This is a genomic window from Bacillus sp. TH17 (assembly GCF_016651125.1).
GTDB classification, from domain to species: Bacteria; Bacillota; Bacilli; order Bacillales; family Bacillaceae_G; genus Bacillus_A; species Bacillus_A mycoides.
Genome location: NZ_JAEKEN010000003.1, coordinates 358,718 through 380,780, shown reverse-complemented (window position 1 = coordinate 380,780; position 22,063 = coordinate 358,718). Strand labels below are relative to the sequence as shown.

The 22,063-nt window shown below is 34.1% G+C and carries 19 protein-coding genes and 4 pseudogenes; 5 read left to right on the top strand and 18 right to left on the bottom strand.

What is annotated here, in order from left to right:
• Positions 1-575 precede the first annotated feature (575 nt).
• From JFT95_RS28315 to JFT95_RS28305, 3 genes are all read left to right on the top strand, one after another.
• Positions 576-2,285, top strand: a complete 1,710-nt coding sequence (locus tag JFT95_RS28315) for a hypothetical protein (protein WP_201053942.1) — start codon at positions 576-578, stop codon at positions 2,283-2,285.
• Between the two features lie 1,224 nt (positions 2,286-3,509).
• Positions 3,510-4,496: a tyrosine-type recombinase/integrase gene (locus JFT95_RS28310; RefSeq protein WP_201053941.1), complete on the top strand. Its 987-nt coding sequence runs from the start codon at positions 3,510-3,512 to the stop codon at positions 4,494-4,496.
• A gap of 300 nt (positions 4,497-4,796) precedes the next feature.
• On the top strand, positions 4,797-4,955 hold the full coding sequence (locus JFT95_RS28305) for a hypothetical protein (RefSeq protein ID WP_201053938.1): 159 nt from the start codon (positions 4,797-4,799) through the stop codon (positions 4,953-4,955).
• A gap of 117 nt (positions 4,956-5,072) precedes the next feature.
• Here JFT95_RS28305 and JFT95_RS28300 read toward each other — a convergent pair whose 3' ends face one another.
• Positions 5,073-5,348, bottom strand: a complete 276-nt coding sequence (locus JFT95_RS28300) for a DinB family protein (protein WP_242312071.1) — start codon at positions 5,346-5,348, stop codon at positions 5,073-5,075.
• 304 nt (positions 5,349-5,652) lie between these two features.
• Here JFT95_RS28300 and JFT95_RS28295 point away from each other — a divergent pair, with 304 nt between their 5' ends.
• On the top strand, positions 5,653-6,495 hold the full coding sequence (locus JFT95_RS28295; protein WP_193653448.1) for an SDR family oxidoreductase: 843 nt from the start codon (positions 5,653-5,655) through the stop codon (positions 6,493-6,495).
• Positions 6,496-6,638: 143 nt separating this feature from the next.
• Here JFT95_RS28295 and JFT95_RS28290 read toward each other — a convergent pair whose 3' ends face one another.
• The 12 genes and pseudogenes from JFT95_RS28290 to JFT95_RS28235 all read right to left on the bottom strand — a co-directional run bounded on the left by JFT95_RS28290 (position 6,639) and on the right by JFT95_RS28235 (position 14,352).
• Complete coding sequence (locus JFT95_RS28290) at positions 6,639-7,052, bottom strand: HEPN domain-containing protein (protein WP_201053937.1); 414 nt, start codon at positions 7,050-7,052, stop codon at positions 6,639-6,641.
• Complete coding sequence (locus JFT95_RS28285; RefSeq protein WP_016102723.1) at positions 7,039-7,425, bottom strand: nucleotidyltransferase domain-containing protein; 387 nt, start codon at positions 7,423-7,425, stop codon at positions 7,039-7,041. The genes JFT95_RS28290 and JFT95_RS28285 overlap by 14 nt, the downstream gene beginning before the upstream one ends.
• 21 nt (positions 7,426-7,446) lie before the next feature.
• Positions 7,447-7,818, bottom strand: coding sequence for a hypothetical protein (locus JFT95_RS28280; RefSeq protein ID WP_201053935.1), 372 nt, complete (start codon positions 7,816-7,818; stop codon positions 7,447-7,449).
• A gap of 19 nt (positions 7,819-7,837) precedes the next feature.
• A pseudogene (locus JFT95_RS28275) lies at positions 7,838-8,147 on the bottom strand (ThiF family adenylyltransferase); the annotation flags it as partial.
• Between the two features lie 135 nt (positions 8,148-8,282).
• Positions 8,283-8,771, bottom strand: a pseudogene (locus JFT95_RS28270) (DNA polymerase III subunit beta); the annotation flags it as partial.
• Positions 8,772-9,016: 245 nt separating this feature from the next.
• Positions 9,017-9,208 carry a hypothetical protein gene (locus JFT95_RS28265; protein ID WP_201053931.1) on the bottom strand — a complete coding sequence of 64 codons (192 nt, stop codon included), beginning with the start codon at positions 9,206-9,208 and terminating at the stop codon, positions 9,017-9,019.
• 67 nt (positions 9,209-9,275) lie between these two features.
• Complete coding sequence (locus JFT95_RS28260; protein ID WP_016095224.1) at positions 9,276-9,560, bottom strand: hypothetical protein; 285 nt, start codon at positions 9,558-9,560, stop codon at positions 9,276-9,278.
• Between the two features lie 491 nt (positions 9,561-10,051).
• Entirely contained in the window at positions 10,052-10,315 is a 264-nt protein-coding gene (locus JFT95_RS28255) for a hypothetical protein (RefSeq protein ID WP_201053929.1), read from the bottom strand.
• Between the two features lie 436 nt (positions 10,316-10,751).
• Complete coding sequence (locus JFT95_RS28250) at positions 10,752-11,039, bottom strand: hypothetical protein (protein ID WP_016096929.1); 288 nt, start codon at positions 11,037-11,039, stop codon at positions 10,752-10,754.
• 260 nt (positions 11,040-11,299) lie between these two features.
• Positions 11,300-12,268 (bottom strand): sugar phosphate isomerase/epimerase family protein, encoded by a 969-nt coding sequence (locus JFT95_RS28245; protein ID WP_078205631.1) that lies wholly within the window; start codon positions 12,266-12,268, stop codon positions 11,300-11,302.
• Positions 12,269-13,306 (bottom strand): Gfo/Idh/MocA family protein, encoded by a 1,038-nt coding sequence (locus tag JFT95_RS28240; RefSeq protein WP_439823223.1) that lies wholly within the window; start codon positions 13,304-13,306, stop codon positions 12,269-12,271.
• Positions 13,307-13,320: 14 nt separating this feature from the next.
• Positions 13,321-14,352, bottom strand: coding sequence for a Gfo/Idh/MocA family protein (locus tag JFT95_RS28235; protein WP_002069438.1), 1,032 nt, complete (start codon positions 14,350-14,352; stop codon positions 13,321-13,323).
• Positions 14,353-14,529: 177 nt separating this feature from the next.
• On the opposite strand from JFT95_RS28235, the gene JFT95_RS28230 reads away from it, so the two are divergent.
• Entirely contained in the window at positions 14,530-15,477 is a 948-nt protein-coding gene (locus tag JFT95_RS28230) for a helix-turn-helix domain-containing protein (protein ID WP_201053927.1), read from the top strand.
• 28 nt (positions 15,478-15,505) lie between these two features.
• Here JFT95_RS28230 and JFT95_RS28225 read toward each other — a convergent pair.
• From JFT95_RS28225 to JFT95_RS28205, 5 genes and pseudogenes are all read right to left on the bottom strand, one after another.
• Positions 15,506-15,871: pseudogene (locus JFT95_RS28225) on the bottom strand (RNA-guided endonuclease TnpB family protein); the annotation flags it as partial.
• 75 nt (positions 15,872-15,946) lie between these two features.
• Entirely contained in the window at positions 15,947-16,873 is a 927-nt protein-coding gene (locus JFT95_RS28220) for a hypothetical protein (RefSeq protein ID WP_033707477.1), read from the bottom strand.
• A gap of 9 nt (positions 16,874-16,882) precedes the next feature.
• A pseudogene (locus JFT95_RS28215) lies at positions 16,883-17,865 on the bottom strand (RNA-binding protein).
• A 285-nt stretch (positions 17,866-18,150) separates the two neighbouring features.
• On the bottom strand, positions 18,151-18,342 hold the full coding sequence (locus tag JFT95_RS28210; protein ID WP_078205626.1) for a hypothetical protein: 192 nt from the start codon (positions 18,340-18,342) through the stop codon (positions 18,151-18,153).
• Between the two features lie 213 nt (positions 18,343-18,555).
• Positions 18,556-22,053 carry a DNA translocase FtsK gene (locus tag JFT95_RS28205; protein ID WP_201053924.1) on the bottom strand — a complete coding sequence of 1,166 codons (3,498 nt, stop codon included), beginning with the start codon at positions 22,051-22,053 and terminating at the stop codon, positions 18,556-18,558.
• Positions 22,054-22,063: the final 10 nt, after the last annotated feature.

Sequence of the window (22,063 nt, the reverse complement as noted above, 5' to 3'; positions counted from 1 at the left end):
TATCCTTACCCTAACTTTTTTGTCTTTTTTAATCTAATCCCTTATATATCAAGGAATTAGGTGCTTTTACTTATTCTTAGACATATAATTCAACTTGCAACACGTTTGCGGTATCCTTACCCTTATTTTTCGCATAAGATGCAACACTGTTTGCGGTATCCTCACCCTATCGTAATCCATACAAATCTAATTAAACCTATCACATCAACGATAATCGTTATATTTCATGATTAATAAGCGTACTTCTTAACTTGCAACACGTTTGCGGTATCCTTACCCTAACTTTTTTGTCATTTTCAATCTAATCCCTTATATATCAAGTGGGGAGATGACTTTTTACTTATTCTTATACATATAATTCAACTTGCAACACGTTTGCGGTATCCTTAACACAAAAAAAATTAATAGAATTCTCATATCCCTTGATACACCTAGCTTTATAAGCTGTTGCAAGTTGCTATCTTTCTTCTTAAAGGAGCACCTTTCGCCAATTTTCGATTTGCTATAATCAAAATTGGTACATTTTATAGTATTTTGACATATATTTCTGAATTTGCAGAACGGAGGTGAAAAAGATGGGGAAATCATTTATTATTCAAAATCAGCGTAGCTTAAATGGAAAAACAACAAATGCTGTTTTAGTTACACTAAAATCTTGGCAGAAGTTTGTTGCAACATTTGAGGAGAAGTACTACAGCTATAAAGATACATATTTAGAAGATATTCTGCAGCACATGACATACGAAGAACGTATTGCGGATGTAGAAGGCTTTGTCGAACAAGCGAAACCATCTTTTTCACGTCGAGCAATGTCTGCACTTGCAGAAAAAACAGGAAGAAAACATAAGTTATATGGTATTACGAATGCAGATCTTGAAGTGTTCTTATATCTACATAAAAAATGCTTTACTAATGGTGTCATTCCAAATGTAACGATACATATGATGTGGGAAGATTACAAGCAATATAAAGAAGAATTTGCATACATCCAGCATTCTCAGTTCTATATTGCTCTAAAGAAATTAAGTATACATAACATAATCTCTATCGAAAATGGCGTAGATGGTCGATATACAATCAAATTGACTCATTTTATGAATGAAGAAACAGAAAAGGCTAATCCATACGTATATATTAGTCCTGTTGTATTTACAAAGGCTTTCTTTAAGCTATCTGTAGCAGCTAAGAAACTATTCTTAGACATTGCTATGCAACAACATACAGAAACAACTTTAAAGCGTTCTTTGGACAAGCAGGACGAAAGGGGCAACAAAACTCACTTTGGTGGGATGTATCGTTTCTTACATAAAAAATATCCGCACCAAATCCGTGCGGTTATCGAAGAATTAACAACTGCTTTACCATGTACGGGTAATCCCCTATTCAAAATTTGCAAAATGCAAAAAGGTGTAAGGCATACAAAACGATATACAACCTTATATCTATCTATCCATTCGGACTTCTTATGTACGAAAGAATCTGGAGAAGAGCAACACAGGGATCCATTTACACCAAAAGCTACCTATGCTCGTAAAGCAAAATTCATCGAATCAGTTCTACAAGAAATGAATATCGGTGAACTGTCTTCAGACATGAATAAGTTCATTCATGTATTAAAGCATACTTGTCATCGTCAAATTCGTGGTGTAATTCGTGGACTTCGTGACATGGTTGATCGAAAAGAAGGATATCCAACGAAAATTGTATATACATTGAAAAAACTGTTACATCAAACATCTCAATATCAAATTCTTGATACAGCGGCGAAAGAAGGCATCTACCCTCTTATTGCGCAACATGTACCAAAAGAGAGAAATAGTGACCGTGAACAAGCTGTCTTTAATTTTGGTCTACATTATTCCATGTACTCTCTTCGCAACATTAAGAAGATGTTTAAAAATGTGCATGCACTACTGAAGCAGAAGTTTGCGATACCAGTGACGGAAGAGTCTTATCACCGTAATTATCTAAAATACCAGGAAGAAACGTTATTTAGAAAATATGCATATGATCAGGGAGTGAATCTCCATACATATATCGCTTTAGAAATTGAAATGCGTGAAAAATTAAAAGTTCGTGGCCATAAAGAACGCACGATTCCAAGTGATGTACGTGAATGGTTTATCGAGGCAATTGATAAGCTGCCACAAGAAAAACTTCGTGTTATTGAGCTGCCAAAGCAGTTTAATTTACTAGAGTTTATGCGTACCTTCGAACGTTTAGTACGTGCTGGTGTAACAATAACAGCTCCAGATCAGGTGCTAACCGCAATGGAAATAAAATAATAGCAACAAGCTCTCTATTTTTGAAAAAATCGAAAGTAGAGGGCTATTCGTGTTTGTTTGATTAACCCCCCTTTTCTACTACCCTATTTATAAATACCAAATCAGAAGGACTTCATGTAAAATGGAGTCTTTTTTTATACAATTCTATACAAATCCTCTTCTACCTATAGAAGAATCTCCACACTACATATTGAATATTCTTCACGTATAGTAAAACATCTGATTTTATATCTACAAAAAATCAGAAGGATATTTATAAAAATAGTGGATATGAGGACAAATATGATCAAATGTGAATAATATTTTCCCAATATCCTTGAGAATACTAGTGTCGTTGAATATATCTAATAAAAATCATCAAAAATAATGTGAGTTATGTGTAAATACTGAGTAATGTTAACAAATAGCTGCATTATCTGAACAAAATGTGGATAATTGCACGTTAAATACTGCTCTATTTACCAAAATAAAGAAAATAAGCCCTATTTCCACAGTTGAATAAATATAATGTGATTTGTATCAATTTCTTTCCGATTTCATGTAGTAACATATGATTTCCTTTCTGCTTTTTTGTAGAATTGAAAGTCTAACAATCGTTGAATCTACGGATACATTTTCTACTATTTATGATTTTTTACGTTCTAACATCAAATTATCCCTTGTAGGAGTAGGTCTTTTCCCTATTTTTGATAACCTATAAAAGTTTTATCTTTATTTCTTTTTAATATATAAGATATATATTTATAATAGATTTTATTATTACTAGTATGATTGTTAATAAGAAGTATGACCTAATTGAAAATATTTGTTAATTCAGTTATAATAATGGTAATTAAACATATCATTACCCACATACAAAAGGACAAACCTACGTATCCCTACCAGGACGAGGTTTGTCCTTTTTTCATTTTATAATCAATTAATAATTGGAGGATTAAACATGGTCGTACTAAAAAATACAACTAATATAGCAATGAATGAATATAACGAAATTAGATTTTTTAAAGGGGTTTTTTGGGGATTATTACTTGTACTCCCTTTTTGGAGTATTATGATAGCCTTATTCATTTGGCTTTGTAAATAATAATCAACATATCAAAAATGCAAAGGGTTGTTTGTCCGTTTGCGTTTTTGATATGCCAGCAACCGTGCATAGCAGAGGGCGGTAGCAGGTCTTTCACCTATTTTCTGTTATAATATACCCAAAGAAATTAGGTGATTATAATGAACGAGACAATTAGGTTAGAAGAAACATTAGAAGCTTTTTCTAATTACTTAATTGAAAAAGGTCGAAAACATTCTACGATACAACGTTATTCTTACGATATTAAGGATTTTTTTAAATGGTTAGAAGTAAATGAGATACTTTTTCATATCAAATCGTGGAATGAATTATCTCCAAAAGATTATCAGGGGTATTTCTCTGAGTTAGAAAGCAAGCGCAAATATTCCGAGAAAACAAGGCACAGAATATGGGTGGTTTTAAAGAAATTGAACATGTTTTTAGGGATAGATAGTCCATTAGATGCGTTTCACCTCTCCTTAATTCCTGATCAATCACTAAGTGATAAGGATTTTATTACTGCAACGGAAGAAAAGCATTTAAAACAAACGATACTTTCAACAAAGGGATTAACAGAAAGACAAGCTAAATATCGCCCTCTTATTATGGATAGAAACGCTTGTATAATAAATTTAGTAGTAAACTATGGTTTATCCTTGCAAGAGCTTGTATCGCTTAATATGAGCCATATACAGTTTGCTAGTAATACTTTAATTGTTCCAGTGGAAAATGGTATGACTAGATCTATCTCTTTAACGGGAGAGGATACAAAACAACTATATAAATATTATAAAATGATTCCGGAACCAGTAAGGCCTCGGCACTATACAGATAATCCCTTCTTTGTTGCATTTGACTTTAATCGTGGAACATACCGATGGGTATACGAAATCGATGCACCAAAGGCATTGTCTGAGGTTGCTATTCAAAAAATGATACGACTTGAAGTGAAACGAGCAGATTTAAATAGGCGTATTTCTGCACAGCAGATGAGGAATACATTTATTCTCCGTCTTATTAAGCAAGGAATAAATGAAGATGAATTGGTAAGTAGAATGGGGTTCAAAACTAAGATATCTCTAAAAAGATATTTCCGATATTTACAACAAGTTCCACTCAAGCACGTTCAAAACAATACAACAGATTAAAGACACATGAATATTAACAGTAAAGATAGTAAGGATATTAAATTAAATATATAGAAAGACGATTAGTTATTGAAATATAAAGCCTGTATCGATGATTACCAAGTAATTATTGATACAGGCTATCTTTTAAGGCATTTGTCATATTCAACTAACGCATACGTTAGTTGAACAACGAATATATGTTTATTATTCAAACGAAAGTCCCTTTATTTTAAGTGAATTTCAATCGAATCCTTGGAATATACTAAGTGTTTTTGTAAATAATAGGATTGTTAAATCAATAAATAAAGGAGGACTTTTATGCTACAGAATCAACAAGACAAAGAAAATTTGGGTTCTAATATGAAACAAAAATTTGCGGGAACTGATGCACAAAAAGTAAAACAAGAAATTCAAAAAGATGTTAGCCAAGGGCAAGGAGCAATGACCTCCCGTGAGGCAGGAGCAATGCGCGAATAAAAAACCACTCTAAGTGGTTTTTTATTTTTCTACATGTAAATTAAACACTTTACAACTCTCATTTTGATTTGATGGTTTAGATAATCTGTAGTAAATAACCTCTTTCTTGTTCATTTACTACAATAAAAAGATGTTAAATAGTCTTCGAAATGTAGATTCATTATCTTCTGCTTGGGGTTCATTCGCTGTTTTACCAAGAAATCGCATCAGAAGTCTCTTTTTATAGAAAAATAAATGACAAACTAATTCCCAAATGGAATTCATTTCCCCCTCCGGTTTCCAAATTGCCTTTTCAAAAGTAATATTCTTTAGCACTTTTTCAAGTGGCGGAAACCAGTCTTCTTCATCTAAGCAGCTTGCCCATTGTTGTGACAAAAGTGTTTTTACATCCATTTTCGATTTTTGCCCTCATAGTGAGTTACTTCTCCATATATTTTTTATGTTTTGTATTTTATTTTACTATCTTTGTTTAAGACAATAAATTATAAATTGTATATTAAGATATCAGCTGAGAAATATAAATATCTATTTATGGAACGATATTCATGAAATAGTCGTACATTATTCTTCACTCAGTATTAAGCCCCCTTCACTTCCTCTATTTAATTCCTTGTGGAGGATATATTTTCCTGATGATAATCATAACCTATACCAGAATTTCATTTATTACATGAAAATTCAGAGAGGAGTGATTATGATGGGTTTCCCACCTCAACAACAAAGTAAACCTGGCATTGAATCATTAATGATACCTAGACCTATATTTGATAACCCCGATTATAAACCAGCTGGTAAACTTATAAATAAGGTAGCGCTTATAACTGGTGGGGATAGTGGAATTGGAAGGGCTGTCGCTGTGGCTTTCGCGAAAGAGGGTGCAGACATAGCGATCTCATACCTAAATGAACATAGTGATGCAAAAGAAACGGAGTTCTATGTCAAAAAGTATGGTCGTAGTTGCATTACCATTCCAGGTGATATTGGGTATGAGCAGCATTGCCAACAAGCAGTAATGCAAACAATTCACCAGTATGGTCGTATTGACATTTTGGTGAATAATGCCGGTGTACTATACATAAAGAACGATCTACTTGATGTAGATTCAAACCAACGAGCAAGTACTTTTCACACAAATATTTTTTCGCAGTTTATTTTGACGAAAGCCGCTCTTCCATACATGAATTCAGGGAGCTCTATAATAAATACAACATCCCTTAGTGCCTATCATGGAGATCAAGATGCAATTGACTACGCTTCATCTAAAGGAGCCATTGTTTCATTTACACGTTCGCTGTCATTATCACTGGTACCGAAAGGAATTCGAGTTAATGGTGTGGCCCCAGGACCAATTTGGACGCCATTAATTCCATCTTCTTTGCCTCCAGAATGGCTTGCCACATTTGGAGACCACGTTCCTATGAAGCGAGCCGGTCAACCGTTTGAAGTGGCACCTGCTTATGTATTCTTGGCTTCTGATGATGCATCTTACATATCAGGGCAAATTCTGCACGTGAATGGTGGGGAAATTATAAACGGTTAAATATTTAACAAAAATAATCTTAGTTAATATTATTCGAATGGGGTATTTACCCAACACCTTGGGATGAGTCATTTCTATTTTTTTTAGATAGAAAAAGAGAGTCCCTCATTAAAGGCACTCTCTTTTACGTACTTCCTCTATTCTTAATCGATTACGATTTCATTTATATTTAGCTTGTTTAAAGCCTCTTTATAAAAACTCATTACTTTTTGAGCATGTTGTATAGCCATTAACCCATCTTGAACGGTAAGGGCTTCGAAATACGGATAACGAATGTCTGTAGCATAACCATTCAGCTGCACGCATTGTTCTAAAATCAATGAGAACTCCTCATTTAATCTATGACAAAATTTGTGCAGCATTAAAAGGTTATGAGTTTTAGGGACTGGTCTACCGTTTAGTGCAAGAAATCCTTTTAGAAGTTTCTCCACACATTGTTGACTATGATAGCAAATAATTGCAGTAGGGAAAGGTTTCATGTGAGTTAAGTACCTAGCAGAATCTAAATCAGATTTTGCAATGAATAGCCACTCTTTTAGATCCTCAGTATTTTTCATATAAAACTTTCCCCTCTAGTGCAATTTTGTGCTCCATGGTTACATTGCGGTTAGCACGTTCTTGAAACTCTTCCGGTCCATACACTAAAATATCAACTGGTGTTTCCATTACATCGTAAATACCCCAATTAATACGGTTAATGACTTCCCTTTTTCTTGCTCCTACACCATCCACAACAATACAAAGATCAAAATCACTATCTTCATTTGGTGTGCCATAAGCATGAGAGCCAAAAAGGATAATTTTTTGGACAGAAGACACGGTTTCACAAATTTTTTGTACTAATAGGTTTAATTCCCTTTGTACTTCTTCGTTAATCCGAATCACCTCTTGGATAATTGAATTATATTGACGTTTGATTATATTATACATGCGTTTCTCTGCTCCCTGCTATTACATATTTATTTTTATATTGTTCTCTTGTTTCCCAACGTTCTGCAATGCTTGGTAACATTCATATACCTGCTTGAAATCTTGTAAGAATCCATCGCAAGAGATATTATGAAATCCTTTAAAATTCCTTCTACACCAATATAAGAGGTTAGATTCATCCTTAGCTAAAAAAGAATCCGGATGGAAATGAATCAGAGCCTCTGCTATACAAGCCAGAAGCAATGGAATCATTTCAGTAGTATGCTTTGATAAATTAAGTACACATACAACCGCATAATTCTTATATTGATAGTATCGTAGAACACCATTACACATGTTTGTTGGTGTTAAAGTGTGTTGTAATTGAGTGGAATCTAATTGATACACTCTCATCTTGTTCCCTCCTATATCATTACTCCTCAATTGGTGCAGCTTTCATAAACGCTTTTTGAGCTTGGAAAATGATATAGTGATTCGATACAGTACCTTCATCAAAGAGTTCGTTGACGAATTATGCAACAGTCATGGCAGCGAACTTATTTGTAATAACGCGCTGTGGTTCTGAAGCAGCTAATTCGGAACAACTTAATTGACTTGGAGCCGTTTCTTTTTCGTAAAAGCATCTGGAAATAAATCGCCAAGCGGTGAAAGAATGACCTCGCCATTCAATTTAACTCCACTCCACATACTGCTTGTCCGTTATAACCACTGTTTTCTAAATCAGGCATTTCGTTTGCAATAAATCCGTTGATAAGCAATTCAAAGGATTGACGAAGTTCTTGATTATTAGGAAGGACTTCTTTTGACTGTAATAAGTCAAAGAAGTCACTGTGATTCATAATCATTTGAATGCCGCATTACACACGAACCGGTAGGATTAACTGCAAATTAGAATGAATTGTATCCTCTGCTCCCACTACCACAATAGGTCTCTGATTACTAATCATTTTTATCGCGATTTTTTCAGAAGATATCGTTTGTAGTGCTTGCAGCAGATATTCCACATTACAAGCCAATGTAAATGCCTCTACTTGATTACATGGAATTTCTACACTTGCAGTACCTACTTGAGAATTTTGTGGTTTAAGGTGAATGCTTTCCTTTCCTTCTGACGTAAGCACGATTAGTGAAGAAAAGGCAGAAAGCTGTTCCAACGTGTTTTTAAGTGATAGTTGTATTTCACTTTTGAACTGGCCGGGCACCATACGTGCCGTATCAGGATATGTACCAGCTAGTAATCTAGGCTGATAGATAATACTTTCGCCACGTATTAACAGCTGTGTATCACTAATGAGCTTTAATTGTAAATTTGTTTCACGATTAAAGAGCTTAAGAGCTGTTTTAACGTCTACAGTAGCATTAGCTTTCTCTAATTTTTCGATAAATAAAGTACGGTTAATAGTAAATTTCATAATTTTACCCTCCAAAAAAGTAATAAAAAAAGAACAGACTTCATATCCTGTTCATTCGTTTCCCTGCTATAAAACAAAGCTTTACGCACTTTGTTGTTTTTTTTACTTTGCTATGAGTTGATGAATGGCTTCTGCATGACCATGAAGTAACCATTCTCTAAAAGACGTGATATCGCCAGTTATATAGGTAGATAACCAGCGATTAAGCTGTTCCTCAGTCCCATGGCTAATATCTTTGCATCGTCTGGTTTCGTCATATCTTCTACTTCAATGTTTACAACTTTTAGATGGTACGGCATACGGCCATTGCTAAAAACATCCCCTACACAAATTGTCAAAAGACTCGTTTTAATTTCAGTTACAACATTCATTATATATGCTCCTCTGCAGATTAATAAAAAAGACATTGAACAAATTCGTCCAATGCCTTTTTCCCTCTTATATATTCTTTAACTCAAAGTACAATTTCTCAGGTTTTCCATACATGTTAATTTCATTTTGATATACGACAGCTAATTGCTGAGACATCTCAATGCTTTCCATATAGGATAATGAAGCAGCTGCTTCTATTTTTTCTTTAATTTCATTAGGAATAACTGCGTAAGATAAGCTATCCATTTTACTTCCTAATTTAGTATCTGTAGCAGCCTCATAATAAATTTCGGTAATTAAGACCTCATTATCATCTGGATCATACATATATCCTCGGTTAACTGTAATCATATTAAAGTACTCCTCTCAAGTTTCACATTCTAATCCCTTGTGCTTTTAGCATTGCAACAAGTATCTTACGTATATAAATACTCTAGTTCTTAATTTTTATATTCCATTCTTTATCTAGTTTACTATAAATTAGAAATTAATCTCTTTCTTTGCTGTCAAATTCAAAAATCTTTAACAATAGTAAGAGACGATAAAGACCTGGTAAGTGTTTTTCTCCATAATAGAAATAGAATTCCTGCGATTCTTTTTTATAAGAAAATTGTACACCTAAGTGTGCAGGAAACGACTTTTAATGGGTTCGGTGATTTCTTTATTTTGAAAGGTTAATATAAGTTCCCCTAGTGATAATGCTAGTTCATCTAATGTAATTGCATGTTCATGTTTCATCATAAATATCTCCTTTTCCAAATAAAAAAAGTACAAATCATGTGCTATTTCTTCACAGTATTTTTTAGTTATAATACCTAAATATCTAGCCTTCTCATTCTTGCTTAGTTTAGTATCTCTACTACAGTACAAGGACATGTTGTAAAGCGCTTCTCTTTAGAGATTTCTTGTAAAGATTTAGTAACAGGATAACCATTGTACAGAACCTGAATATGCTCTGAGAGGCCCGTTATTTGAATGAATAACTCATTTAAGTCTGTACAATTGTGATTTGTTTCTAATAAATAGTACCCAGCTGCCTCATATGAATTTCGAGCATAAATTACTCTCATAAACTCTTTTGAACTTCCTATCTTGTAAAATTTCATATTATCTCTCCTCTTAATTAAACAAAAAAAGCACAAAATAAGTGCTTTTTCATTTAGCATATTATTAGCCCCGAAGGTCTATTTACATGTGCTTCCTAACTTAAAGACAACACAAAAAGGGCTTCTTCAAGTCGATTAAAATGTGCATAGCAAAATAAGCTATATATACACTAATCGGCTCAAAGAAGCCCTTTCATAATTGAAACAAGAACACAACTTGCTTCTACAACTCAACCACAACACATAAGGTGTGGGAATAAACGGAATCAATTAAACAATAAATATAAATTTATATTAAACTATTTTTATATTATATTCAATTGTTTTTAATGAAATGAAGATAAGAAGGAATTTATTATGCAGATGTTATATGTATTGTATAATAATACCCCTGTTTCCCCTGCTATAAATCCCCTCTTATTTTCATTTCTTGGTGTTACTTCATATACTGCATTTCAAAATATAGTTTTTCTGGCTTTTGATGTTGGTCTAAATAACAAAGTATTTCTTTAATGGTTTCTGCTTCAACTTCAACAGTCTCCATGTAGGACATACTTTCAGTTTCTTGGACCTTTTGAAAAATAGCAGTAGGTAGTTTAACCGCATCGAACACACCCATTTTGCTTCCTAGCTTTTGTTCTGATGTAGCATCGTAGAAAATTTCATTAACAATTACCTTATTATCATCTGGATTGTACATGTACCCTCTTTGTATACGTAGCAATGTATTACTCCTTTCTTACATATTCTATTTCAACAATAATTACATCTGCATATATCATTATTGTTGAAACAGGCATCAAACAATATTATTTCGTAAAATCCATACTTTGTATAGAGGTAGATACAGGATAATTAGTTTTCGTAATTTATTTTTGAATATTTCGTCCTTTTTTAAACGTTTCTTTTAAAAAAGAGAAGCTAATATTCTTTTACGAATGGCTTCTCTGAAAAAAATGTAACTTATTTCTTTTTTAAACGAAGTTACACCCACCACATCTGTGAAGGGTTTTCTTCAATTAAAATAGATTGAAGATTTTTTGTGGCACGTTTAAATCCCTCTTGAATAGACATGAGTGGATCTTCGTGTTCGATACTTACAACATAATCATATCCATATGTACGAAGTGCACTCATCATTTGCGACCATTCTTCTAAGCTATGACCACAGCCAACAGAACGGAATGTCCAAGCTCTTGTTTTCAGTTCACCGTAGGGCTGCATGTCTGTTAAACCATACATATTTACATTATCTTGATCGATGTAAGTGTCTTTTGCATGAAAGTGATAAATTGCATTTTCTTTCATTAATAACTTAATAGCAGCGACAGGGTCAATTCCTTGCCACCATAAATGACTAGGGTCTAAGTTAGCACCTATCGCATTGCATGTTTCTTCACGTAGTTTTAGTAATGTATATGGCGTATGTACTAAGAAACCACCGTGAAGTTCTAAACCAATTTTTACACCATGTTCTTTTGCAAATTCACCAACTTGTTTCCAATAAGGAATGAGCTTTTCTTCCCATTGCCATTTTAAAATATCATTGTATTCATTTGGCCATGGTGCAACAGGCCAATTCGGGTATTTTGCGCTTTCATGGTCACCTGCTACGCCTGAAAAACAATTCACAACAGGTACGTCTAGTAGTGAAGCTAGTTGAATGGTTTTTAACAATGTTTCATGAGATTCTGTTGCAAAAGCAGCATCTGGGGATAATGGATTTCCGTGACAACTAAAAGCGCTAATGATTAAGTCTCTTTTTTGTACATGTTCTATATATACGCTTCTGGCTTGTTCACTTTCTAATAATACATCTAAGTTACAGTGCGAACCTCCAGGATAACAACCTGTACCAATTTCTACTGCATGCAAACCGGCTGCTTGTACATAATCAAGCATTTCTTCAAATTCCATGTGAGAGAAAAGTGTTGTAAATACTCCTAATTTCATTTATCTTCCCGTCCCTTCTTCATGTGTGTTACTACTTTCGTAAATTGCATCAATAATTTGCGATACTTGCAGCGATTCCTCAGGCTTTACAATTAATTCTTCATCGTATAAGCAAGCTTTTACAAAGTTTTCTGCTTGCAAAATTCCAGGATCGCCGTTATTTGCTATCCAGACTGGTTCACTATTTAATATCATATTATGTTTTATTGTATATAATTCAATTGGAAAAACATTTATTCCACCGTTTACTCCGGAAATACTCACATGTTCTTCATCATTTTTAATATTTGCTGCCCAAGAAGTTTCAAATAACAAGGATGCCCCATTTTCAAACTTTATATATGCGGTAACATGATCATCAACTTGAAACGTTTTATAATCATATTCTCCCCACATATTTACTTGATTTGGTTGCTTACTAACGGCATTATAGACACTACCAATGACTTCTGTTTGTTTTGGATTTCCAATTAACCAAAGTGCTAAATCAAGAAGATGACAACCGTAATCTATTAAACTTCCTCCGCCTTGTAATTCTTTATTTGTGAAAACGCCCCAGCCTGGTACTTTTCGGCGACGGAGTGCTTTTACACGAACAACAAGAGGTGTGCCAATCTCACCTATCATCATTTGTTTTGCAACTTGCGACTCTTTCATGTAACGATAATGATAAGCGATAGCAAGTTTTTTACCGTTGTTTTTTGCAGATTCTATCATTTTTTTGCATTCTGCCGCTGCTAAAGCCATCGGTTTTTCGCATAATACATGTTTCCCTGCTTGTAATGCTGCGATAGAAATCTCAGCATGAAACTTATTAGGTGTACAAATACAAACAGCATCAACTTCTTTAAAGACTTCTTCATAGGTTTCAAATACATAAGGAATGTTATATGTTTCAGCGATTTGTTTTGCGTGTTCTATGTTTCTATCATGTATAGCCGTAATCGTACAATATTGATGTAATTTTACAAATGCAGGGATATGGCGACCTTGTGCAATTCCTCCGGCCCCTATTATTCCAATGCGTAGTTTCTTCATGTCTTCACCTTTTCTCATAATGGAATTGTAACAATTTGTTTTGCTTCACTGGATTGTATGGCTGCTAAAATGACTTCTAACGATTTCATTCCTTCTACACCATTAATTAACGGCTCTTTATCAGAAAGGATAGACTCTACAAACTGCTCAATTACATGTGAATTACTTTGACCAACTGCAGCATTCGATTGAATTTTATCAAGCTCATATTTTACAACTTCACCATTTTTATATTGAAGAATGAGTGAGTAAGTCGGATCATCTTCTAGTCGAAGAGTGGCCTTTTCACCATAAATAATTGTTGAATTATCTTCTTTGCTAACGTAAGACCAACTTGCTGCAAGTGTTCCGATAATGCCACTTTCGCTTTTCAACATACATACAGCACAATCATCTACATTCGAAAATGTTTTTGCGCTCGTCTCAACAAAGGCACCAACTTCTGTAATTTCTTCATTAAGAATATACCGAATTAAATCCGCTTTATGTACACCTAAATCACCCATTGCACCAAGAAACGCTTCATCTTTTTTAAAGAACCAGCTCTCTTTTCCATCTACACTCCAATTTTCAGGACCACTATGACCAAATGCTGTACGGAAGCTATATATTTTTCCGATTTCTCCATTTTCAATCAATTGTTTTGCCTTTTGGTGAGAAGTAACAAATCGCTGGTTATGACCAATCATTAACTTTTTACCGCTTTTTTCAGCAGCTTCAATCATCATTTCCGCATCTTTTTTTGACGTCGCCATTGGCTTTTCACATAGTACATGGATACCCGATTGTAAAGCAACGATAGAAATTGATGCATGTAAATCATTTGGTGTACATACACTCACTGCATCTAACTCTTCACAATTGATAAGCTCGTTATAGTCAGTGTACATATTTACACCATACTTATTGGCAACTTCTTTTGCGCGCTTTTTATTACTGTCACAAACAGCCACAATCTGTACATATGGGTTTGCTTCGTATTCTGGTAAATGACGATACTGTGCGATGCTTCCGCAGCCAATAACACCTACTTTTAAAATATTCACTATCATAGCCTCCTTTTGCTTGATTTAAAATTATTATAGAAATTTTTTCACTGAAAAAATATGCTATATATCGTTATGTTTTTATCAAAAGTTGCCTTTTTCTATAAGAAATAAGGCAACTTACTTATCGCATTTTGATAAAGGTGTTATATTCCTAATAAGGAGGTGTAAACGTCTATGTCAGAAGGAATTTGTAATAAGCTTGCTGAAGCAATTGAAGAAAAGGTTATTTATCAAAATCCATTACTATTTTTAAAAGTATGGGACATTGTTATGGAAACCTCTTATAATAATCAAATTGAGAGTGCCCCTTGGCATTATCATGAAGAGATTGAGTTTCTAGCAATTATAGAAGGATATTTAGGTATACAAAATAAAGATAAGTATATTGTTCTTGGCCCTGGAGATGTTTTTATTTTTGGGAAATCTGAGTTGCATCGGTCACATAAACCTTCTGCAGGTTCGTTACAATACGTTGTGTTTCAAGTAAATTTAAAACAACACTTTGACCGAAGCATTATACAATATTTACATTGCTTTTCAGAACAAACAAAATCCTTAAATGAGTTAAACTATATTTTTGAACAAAATGAAGTGGTGAAACATGAGGCTTATGCTCTTATTACAGAAATCTTTACAGAATCAAAAGTGAAAATGAACGGATATGAAATCGCAATTAGTGCTGCCATTAAGAAATTACTTTTATTACTAGTAAGAAATGACACACATAACATATTAAATTATAGTGAACAAGACGACTTTGCTCGTTTAAAACCAGTACTTGATTATGTAGAAGATCATTTAGGAGAAAAGATAACCGTAACCAAAGCATGTGCATTAATAAATTTAAGCTATCATTATTTCATCAAATACTTTAAAAGAATTATGGGTATTTCCTTTTTAGATTATGTGAATTATAAGCGCATCAAACAAGCTGAAAGTTTATTAATAACAAGTGACCTTAGTATTACAGATGTCGGATGCGAAGTTGGAATTGCAAACATGTCACAGTTTTATAAGTTGTTTAAAAAAGAAAATAACTGTTTACCGAAAGAGTTTAAGCAGCGAATACAAAGCATTGAACTACCCCCACTTTCACTTCGTTTAGAAGTGGAGGATTCCTAAGTAAAGAGTTCTATCGAACTCTAATTTATTAGGCTATCCCCGCAGTCCTTGCGGTTAGAAGCTGTATTGCTTCATTCTTTAGATTGATACTTGCGTTAATATCCCTATCATGGTGTGTACGACAAGAAGGGCAGTCCCATTTACGTAGGTTTAGGTTTTTAACGTCTTTGTTTTGATATCCACAACAAGAGCATAATTGGCTTGAAGCAAATGTTTTCGATACGACAATGACTTGTTTGCTATACCATTTTGCTTTATATTCCAACATGGTTCAAAACTGTGACCATGATACCTCACTAATTGCTTTTGCTAACTTATGATTCTTTAGCATATTCGATACTTGCAAATCTTCTATACCGATAACATCGTGGTTTTTGATGATTTCAAATGATAAAACACGCAAATCATCTCTATTTGTAAAAGTAAACAAGCCACCCTTTAAAAGAAAGCAATAGCTTGTAAGGATGGCTTAGTTTGTTGCGAATAGCTTTGTATTTAATTGTTTAATCTCCCCTTCTGCAAGAGGCTGATAAAAAGCATGTTGTAATCCTTGAGAATGTAAGGTTTCTCCTATACATAGCAATACTTTACCAGGAATTAAATCAAGTAGTAGATCATTATTAATTTGCTTTGCCTGTTTTTCAGTAGAAACATAAACAACTAAGATTGTAGGATTATTCCCTAAGTCTTGCATAATAACATCTTTCCCTGACTCTACAAAAGTCTTCCATCTAGCGATAATCCGCTTTAATCGATCCTTTGTATCTGATAATAAGGTGGAGTATACAACAAAATTAAATTTACGATCTTCTCCACCGCTTACTACAAAACTTAAAGGAGGGGTAAAAACCCCTTTACTTATAGATGGATGCATAATATGCCCCACAAAGGACGGAGCATAGCGTAGATGGCAGAGTAAGTCTATATCATGCCAATAACGTAGGTGAACGTATTTGCCGTGATTATCAAGGCGCTCTGGAGCAAAGTAAAACATATTTCCTTGCCAGTACTTTAAGAGCTTAAACCCATTATCGGATAACGTATAAGCCTCCTCAAGAATTTCCATATCAAAATTCTCTACTTGCCATTTTTCAATGAGACGATAGTAAAGTAGTCCTTGAAGTGCATCATTAATTCTCTTACGCGAAAACTTATCTTTGAATAGATATAATAAATGATTAAAACGAACAGATGTATGAATACCGATGAAAGTTAGTATTGCATGCTGTTCTTCTGTTAAACGCTGCTTAAACGTAACTAATTCGTCATAGGAATGGAATACATAGGTTTTATCCAGACTATGTATCCGATATACCTGAAGTCCCTGTGCGTCCTCATTTGATAAATGTGGGACGGAAGGGAGATATGGAGACATTTGATTCTCTATTGTACGCATAGTCATTCATTAAAATTGAAAGATTGCAGAACTAGATTTTTTACTTTGGCCTTGAGGATAATTTAAAATACGTACAGTTCCTCTGCGATTTTTTGGATCAATATTAAGCAGCTCACATGTAACGATTGTTTGGTTAATTGCATCTTCTGGAGTTGGATTAGCAAGATTACGGCTCTTTAATCCTTTAAATTGAATACCAGGTGCAACTTCTACGAAAATACCAGCAATGGCATCTACACCTACAATTTTACCTACAAAACGATCACGTCGTTTCTTAAGCTCTAATAGCTTTTCCATTGGATCTGTTTCTAGTTTCTTTTATTTCCTCTAAATTCATAGCGGCCGTTCTTTTCTACTACTTTATCGATAATGAGCTCTACAACATCACCAATAATAATATCCTCCGGACGTACAAATGAATGTGACCAATGTGAGTACCTTACCCCTATAGTTACACCATGGACTTCAACCAGAACGGTTTGTGCAGTTGGAATATGACCTGAAACTGTTCCTGTGTATACTTTATTCCCACCTTGTGAGGTTACTTCATCATATAATCTTTTTTGTAATGCGAGCTCTCCTGCTGTGATTGATACAACGGCAAAGTTCCCTTCCTCTGTCTTTTGGAAATGCTCAATGATAACAGGTTTTGTTCTACCAACTAGCCATTGAGGATTCTTAGGAATTGTTATCCCTGCCTCTGTAATTGGGCAGTATGCAGTTGTATGGGTACCAATTTGCATCGTAAGTACGGGTATGCGTTCTGATTTACCATTTTTAGTTGGGAACAACTTTTCAGAGACTACTGTAATTAAGCCTTTACCTATAATACGTTCACGTTTCATACGAGCTAACTCTTCTAATTCATGCTCACGTACTCGCTCAAATTGATTAAAGTTTGTTTCTACTTGTGTGTCTCCTACTGTGATTTCTTGTCCAAAAGCCATCCCTAGTTCTTCTGCAACGTGTGTTGTTTCTTTCTCTACTGTCATTCTATTTTTCCTCCTAGAACGTAAAAAAGGACACACCTGTACCGTTGGAATGGTACGTAAGGTGTGTCCTTCACGTAAGTTATGTTTTATTTATATAATTATTAATTTTAATATAATGGTATTTAGAAATTTATGCAAGTGTTATTTGGTTCAACTTCAAATGTTTTCTGGCAAATCTCTTGTAGCTTTGAATTAAAGTTTGATTAAATAATGTACCCAAACTCTTATTTTACAGTAAAAAATTTGATTAAAATAACTTCTATTACATATAGTGTTTTTATAAAATTATCTACATTTACTACATAAAATTTCGTTTGCTCTCTTAGCTAATACTTTATCTAATTGTCCAACAGGCATATTTTTTTCTTCAGGTAATACTAAAGAAACTGCAAATCGTTCACCATGTTCGATTGTTTTATCACATTGTGAACACACTAAATTTACATCTTTAAAATGATTTTTTAATTTATCTAACATATCATTTATTCCTCCTATTTGATTGTGAAATATAAATATCATTATATTCATTATAACAAGATAAAAAAGATGGAGTGAAATTCCAATTCACATCATCTTTAGCAACAACTCTTTTATTAATCGGCAATAAAGCTTTTTTAATAACATCGTGATTTTATTACAAGTCAACATCTCTCATTAATTTCAAAGTATTGTTCTAATTGAAAGGCTATATTAATCAAATATATCGTTTAATTCCTTACTCATCACGTTAGATGTATTTTTCTTAGGTTGTTCATTTCTATATGACAGTGGCTGTGCACCACTATACTTATTTTTCTGTTGAGCCTTGAGGCGTTCTTGACGTTCTTTATAGGTCATACGGCTATACTCTTGTTGCTCTTCAGTGTTTTTTGTGTTTTCTACCATGTTTTTTTCTAAGTTTTTATGAACAGTAGCACTAATTGATTCGTAAACTTTTGCAACTTCGTCATCTAGTTTGTTTTCTTCTGTAAAATCTACTGCTTCTATAACTGGAATGAGCTTTTCACCAATATCTGTTTCTGATTCTTCCGCTATTTGCAGTGTATTTATTTCTTCTTGTAACTCCTCTTGGAATGGTTCGGTTTTAATTGAAAGCGCCGTCTCAATTGAAGCATCTGTGTTCCACTCTTGTTCCATTATAGAAATGGATAAACCTTTGTTAAGTTCGGCCACATCCATATCTATTTCATAGGAATCTACTATATCCTCTGGCTTTAGCTCAATTACTTCCTTGATTATTTCTTCAACTACCTCTTCATGTATTTCAGGTGTTACACATTCCAACTTTTGTTGCGTGTCTATGTCATTTAAGACTCCATGACGTTGTAAGGCATCTAGTAAGCGTGAGGCACGTGTAGAACCAATATTAAATTTATCCTGCAATGCCGATAGGGAAGCCGCCCTGGATTGCTTCACAAAAATTACAACATCATCATATAAGATATCTTTAAAAAAGCTTGTCTCTTCAAGCGCGGCCTCCTTGTCTTCGCTTGGAATGGCTACTTCTTGAGGAATACTTTTATCGGAATTTGTTTCGTACAAGACGGTAGAATTTATATCAGACGCCTCTGGCGATAGTGGACTACTATTGTCTTTTGAAATTAGAACTTTACGAGGTTCTTTTCCTGTATAGGAGCTGACAACTAGATTTTGTTCTAACTTCTCAATTAATCGCGCTGTCTTCATATAGCCAATCCTAAATTTTCTTTGCAGCAGGGATGGCGAGACTTGCTGTGATTCAATTACGAAGCTTTTAATCTCTTCATATAGAGAAGTGTCCTCTTCATCTTTCTCGTTGTGGCTTGTCTGTTGTTCATTAGCAATGGATGTATTTGATACAACTATATCTTCGACTTCTTTTGTTTCAGGTTCAGATTTATTCTCCTTATAATTATCCAATGAGACAATTTGCTGTTGTCCCTCGTCTGTTCCTATAGAATTGTTCTGCTCCATCGTATCAATCTGTATAGGTGGTAATGGTTCTTTTGTTTTCATATTCTCCGCATCTACGTGCTTCATTGGATTTGCTTTAGTAATAGATTCCTTAATTAGAATGAGACGCTCATTTCCCCAATATTGCCCTAGTTTTTCGTCAACTTGAATAATTGCTTTAGCAAACTCTTCTTTGGGTACAAAATTACTTGTGATTTGTTGTACAGGCTGCACATGATTATCTTGTACGATACGAGCAGCACAAATAAATGCACCTTGTGCCATAATATCCCCTGGCGACATAACCACTTCTTTTGTTTTTTGATAGGTTGATCCTAAACGACTAACGGGATTCTCTTGCATAGGAGAAATGCCTTGTTCAGATTCAGATTCTTTAAATTCCTCTTTTTCGCCAAACATGTCAGAGAAAATCTTTGCATCATATGGCGTAACATCTCCAAATATCATTTTGTTACGGAATGAGCCCAGCAAGGTAAACATGTACTGCTCTGTGAAATCGAGAGCTAATTGAGATAGTGTTTGGCTTGCAATTGTCAGGATTACTTTATATTTACGAGATTGTGCAGGGAATTCTTTAAACGGGCGGACAACGTAATCTGGGAATTCATCGACAATTATATGGTGGTATGGTGAAACGTTTGGTTCTCTACGGAATACAGCATTCTGCATACTAAGTAAGACGAATTTTCCTAATACATTAGAAAGGTCTGCCAATTCCCCTTTTGCCGTATTTACTAATAAAATTCCACCTTGTTCTAAATGTACATCAAAATCGAAATCGGATTTACCAAATAAAACTCGTCGTATTAGTACGTTCGAAGCAAGGTCTTTTAAAATATTACGTAATCCTTTTACATATTCTTCTTCTCTATCATAATGCATGGGGTGCCCGCGGTATTTCCCTTTTTTATAAACCGCAGGTTCGCCTTGAGAATCTGTTTTTTCTCGAATTGTATTATCAAACCACTCATCTATCCCTTTTATAATTTTATATTCGTTGTTCTGGTCCCGCGAAGCAGTGCCAGTTTGAACAAAATCGTATAACCTTTCCACCTGTACTTTTAACAGTTTATGCATACGATGGACACGTTCTACATCATCATACATCTCTATCAAGTCGTCGAAGGTTACATCTTTTTGCGGGTTGTGCAGCTTTAATAAATAGATATGTTGCTTAAGATGGTTACGCTGTGCTTGTTCAAAGAATGCATTATTGGATTCAGATAAACCTTGAATAACCATTGCGAAAACCTCTGCTACTTTATCAACTGGTCCACGCAGAATGTTTATGTTTTTTGTATCAGGGTTAGTTGGATCAATATAGTAAACAGAGCTTTCAGGAATTTTGTGTGCTTGTACTAACTTAAATACTTTTTGACATAAATCATTACTCGGTTCAATAACAGTGACACCATTTAAAAACGTCCCTTTTACTTCTTCCGTATCATAATCATTTTTTTTATAAGCATTCTCGAACTTATTAATGAAACGTACCATCCAGTGTAAATCTTGATTAATCATTGGAATGATTAAACTAGATGTTTTACCAGAACCAATTGGACCAATAATGATTCCATTTAATGTTCTATCTTTCCCTTTGATACGAACCATTTCTTTATGCTCAATATGAGGACCAATTTCTACATCAGGATATATTTGTTGTTCCTGACTATTAAACCATTTTTGTAACTTGTGGTTTTTGTACTCATATTTTTGTACCCATTTTAAAATTTCTTCCCGGTAACGAACAATATGCCCGCTATACCAAAGAGTAAACAAGATCATAAATACAGTAGGTAAAAACACAAATATCATGGTTAATGTGTGGAAATTCCCCGTTAATACATGGCCTACTGCCTGATATTCACCAAAATTAACATGCGTTGCTTTATCCGTGAGATAAGGGATAACCTTTGCATGGATAGGAGCAGTTGCAAACCATAAGAATTGGATATCAACTGCGATGTGTGAAGCAATTAGAATGAAAAGTTTCCCATTTTTCACATGTAAAGCTGGAATACGGCTGTAGAAACGAAAACTAAATTCTCCTAGAAATAAAGAGAAGAACATTAAGATAAGTGGTACATATGTAATTTCTATAGGATAAGACGGTAGTTCAAATGCATAGTATAGTAACTTTATATAGTTTATTAAACCGACTCCAAAAGAAATAATAAATGCGCTAATTAGTGTAATAGTTGTAAATAAAGGCAACCTTTGCTTAAACGTATTCATAAAGGCTCAC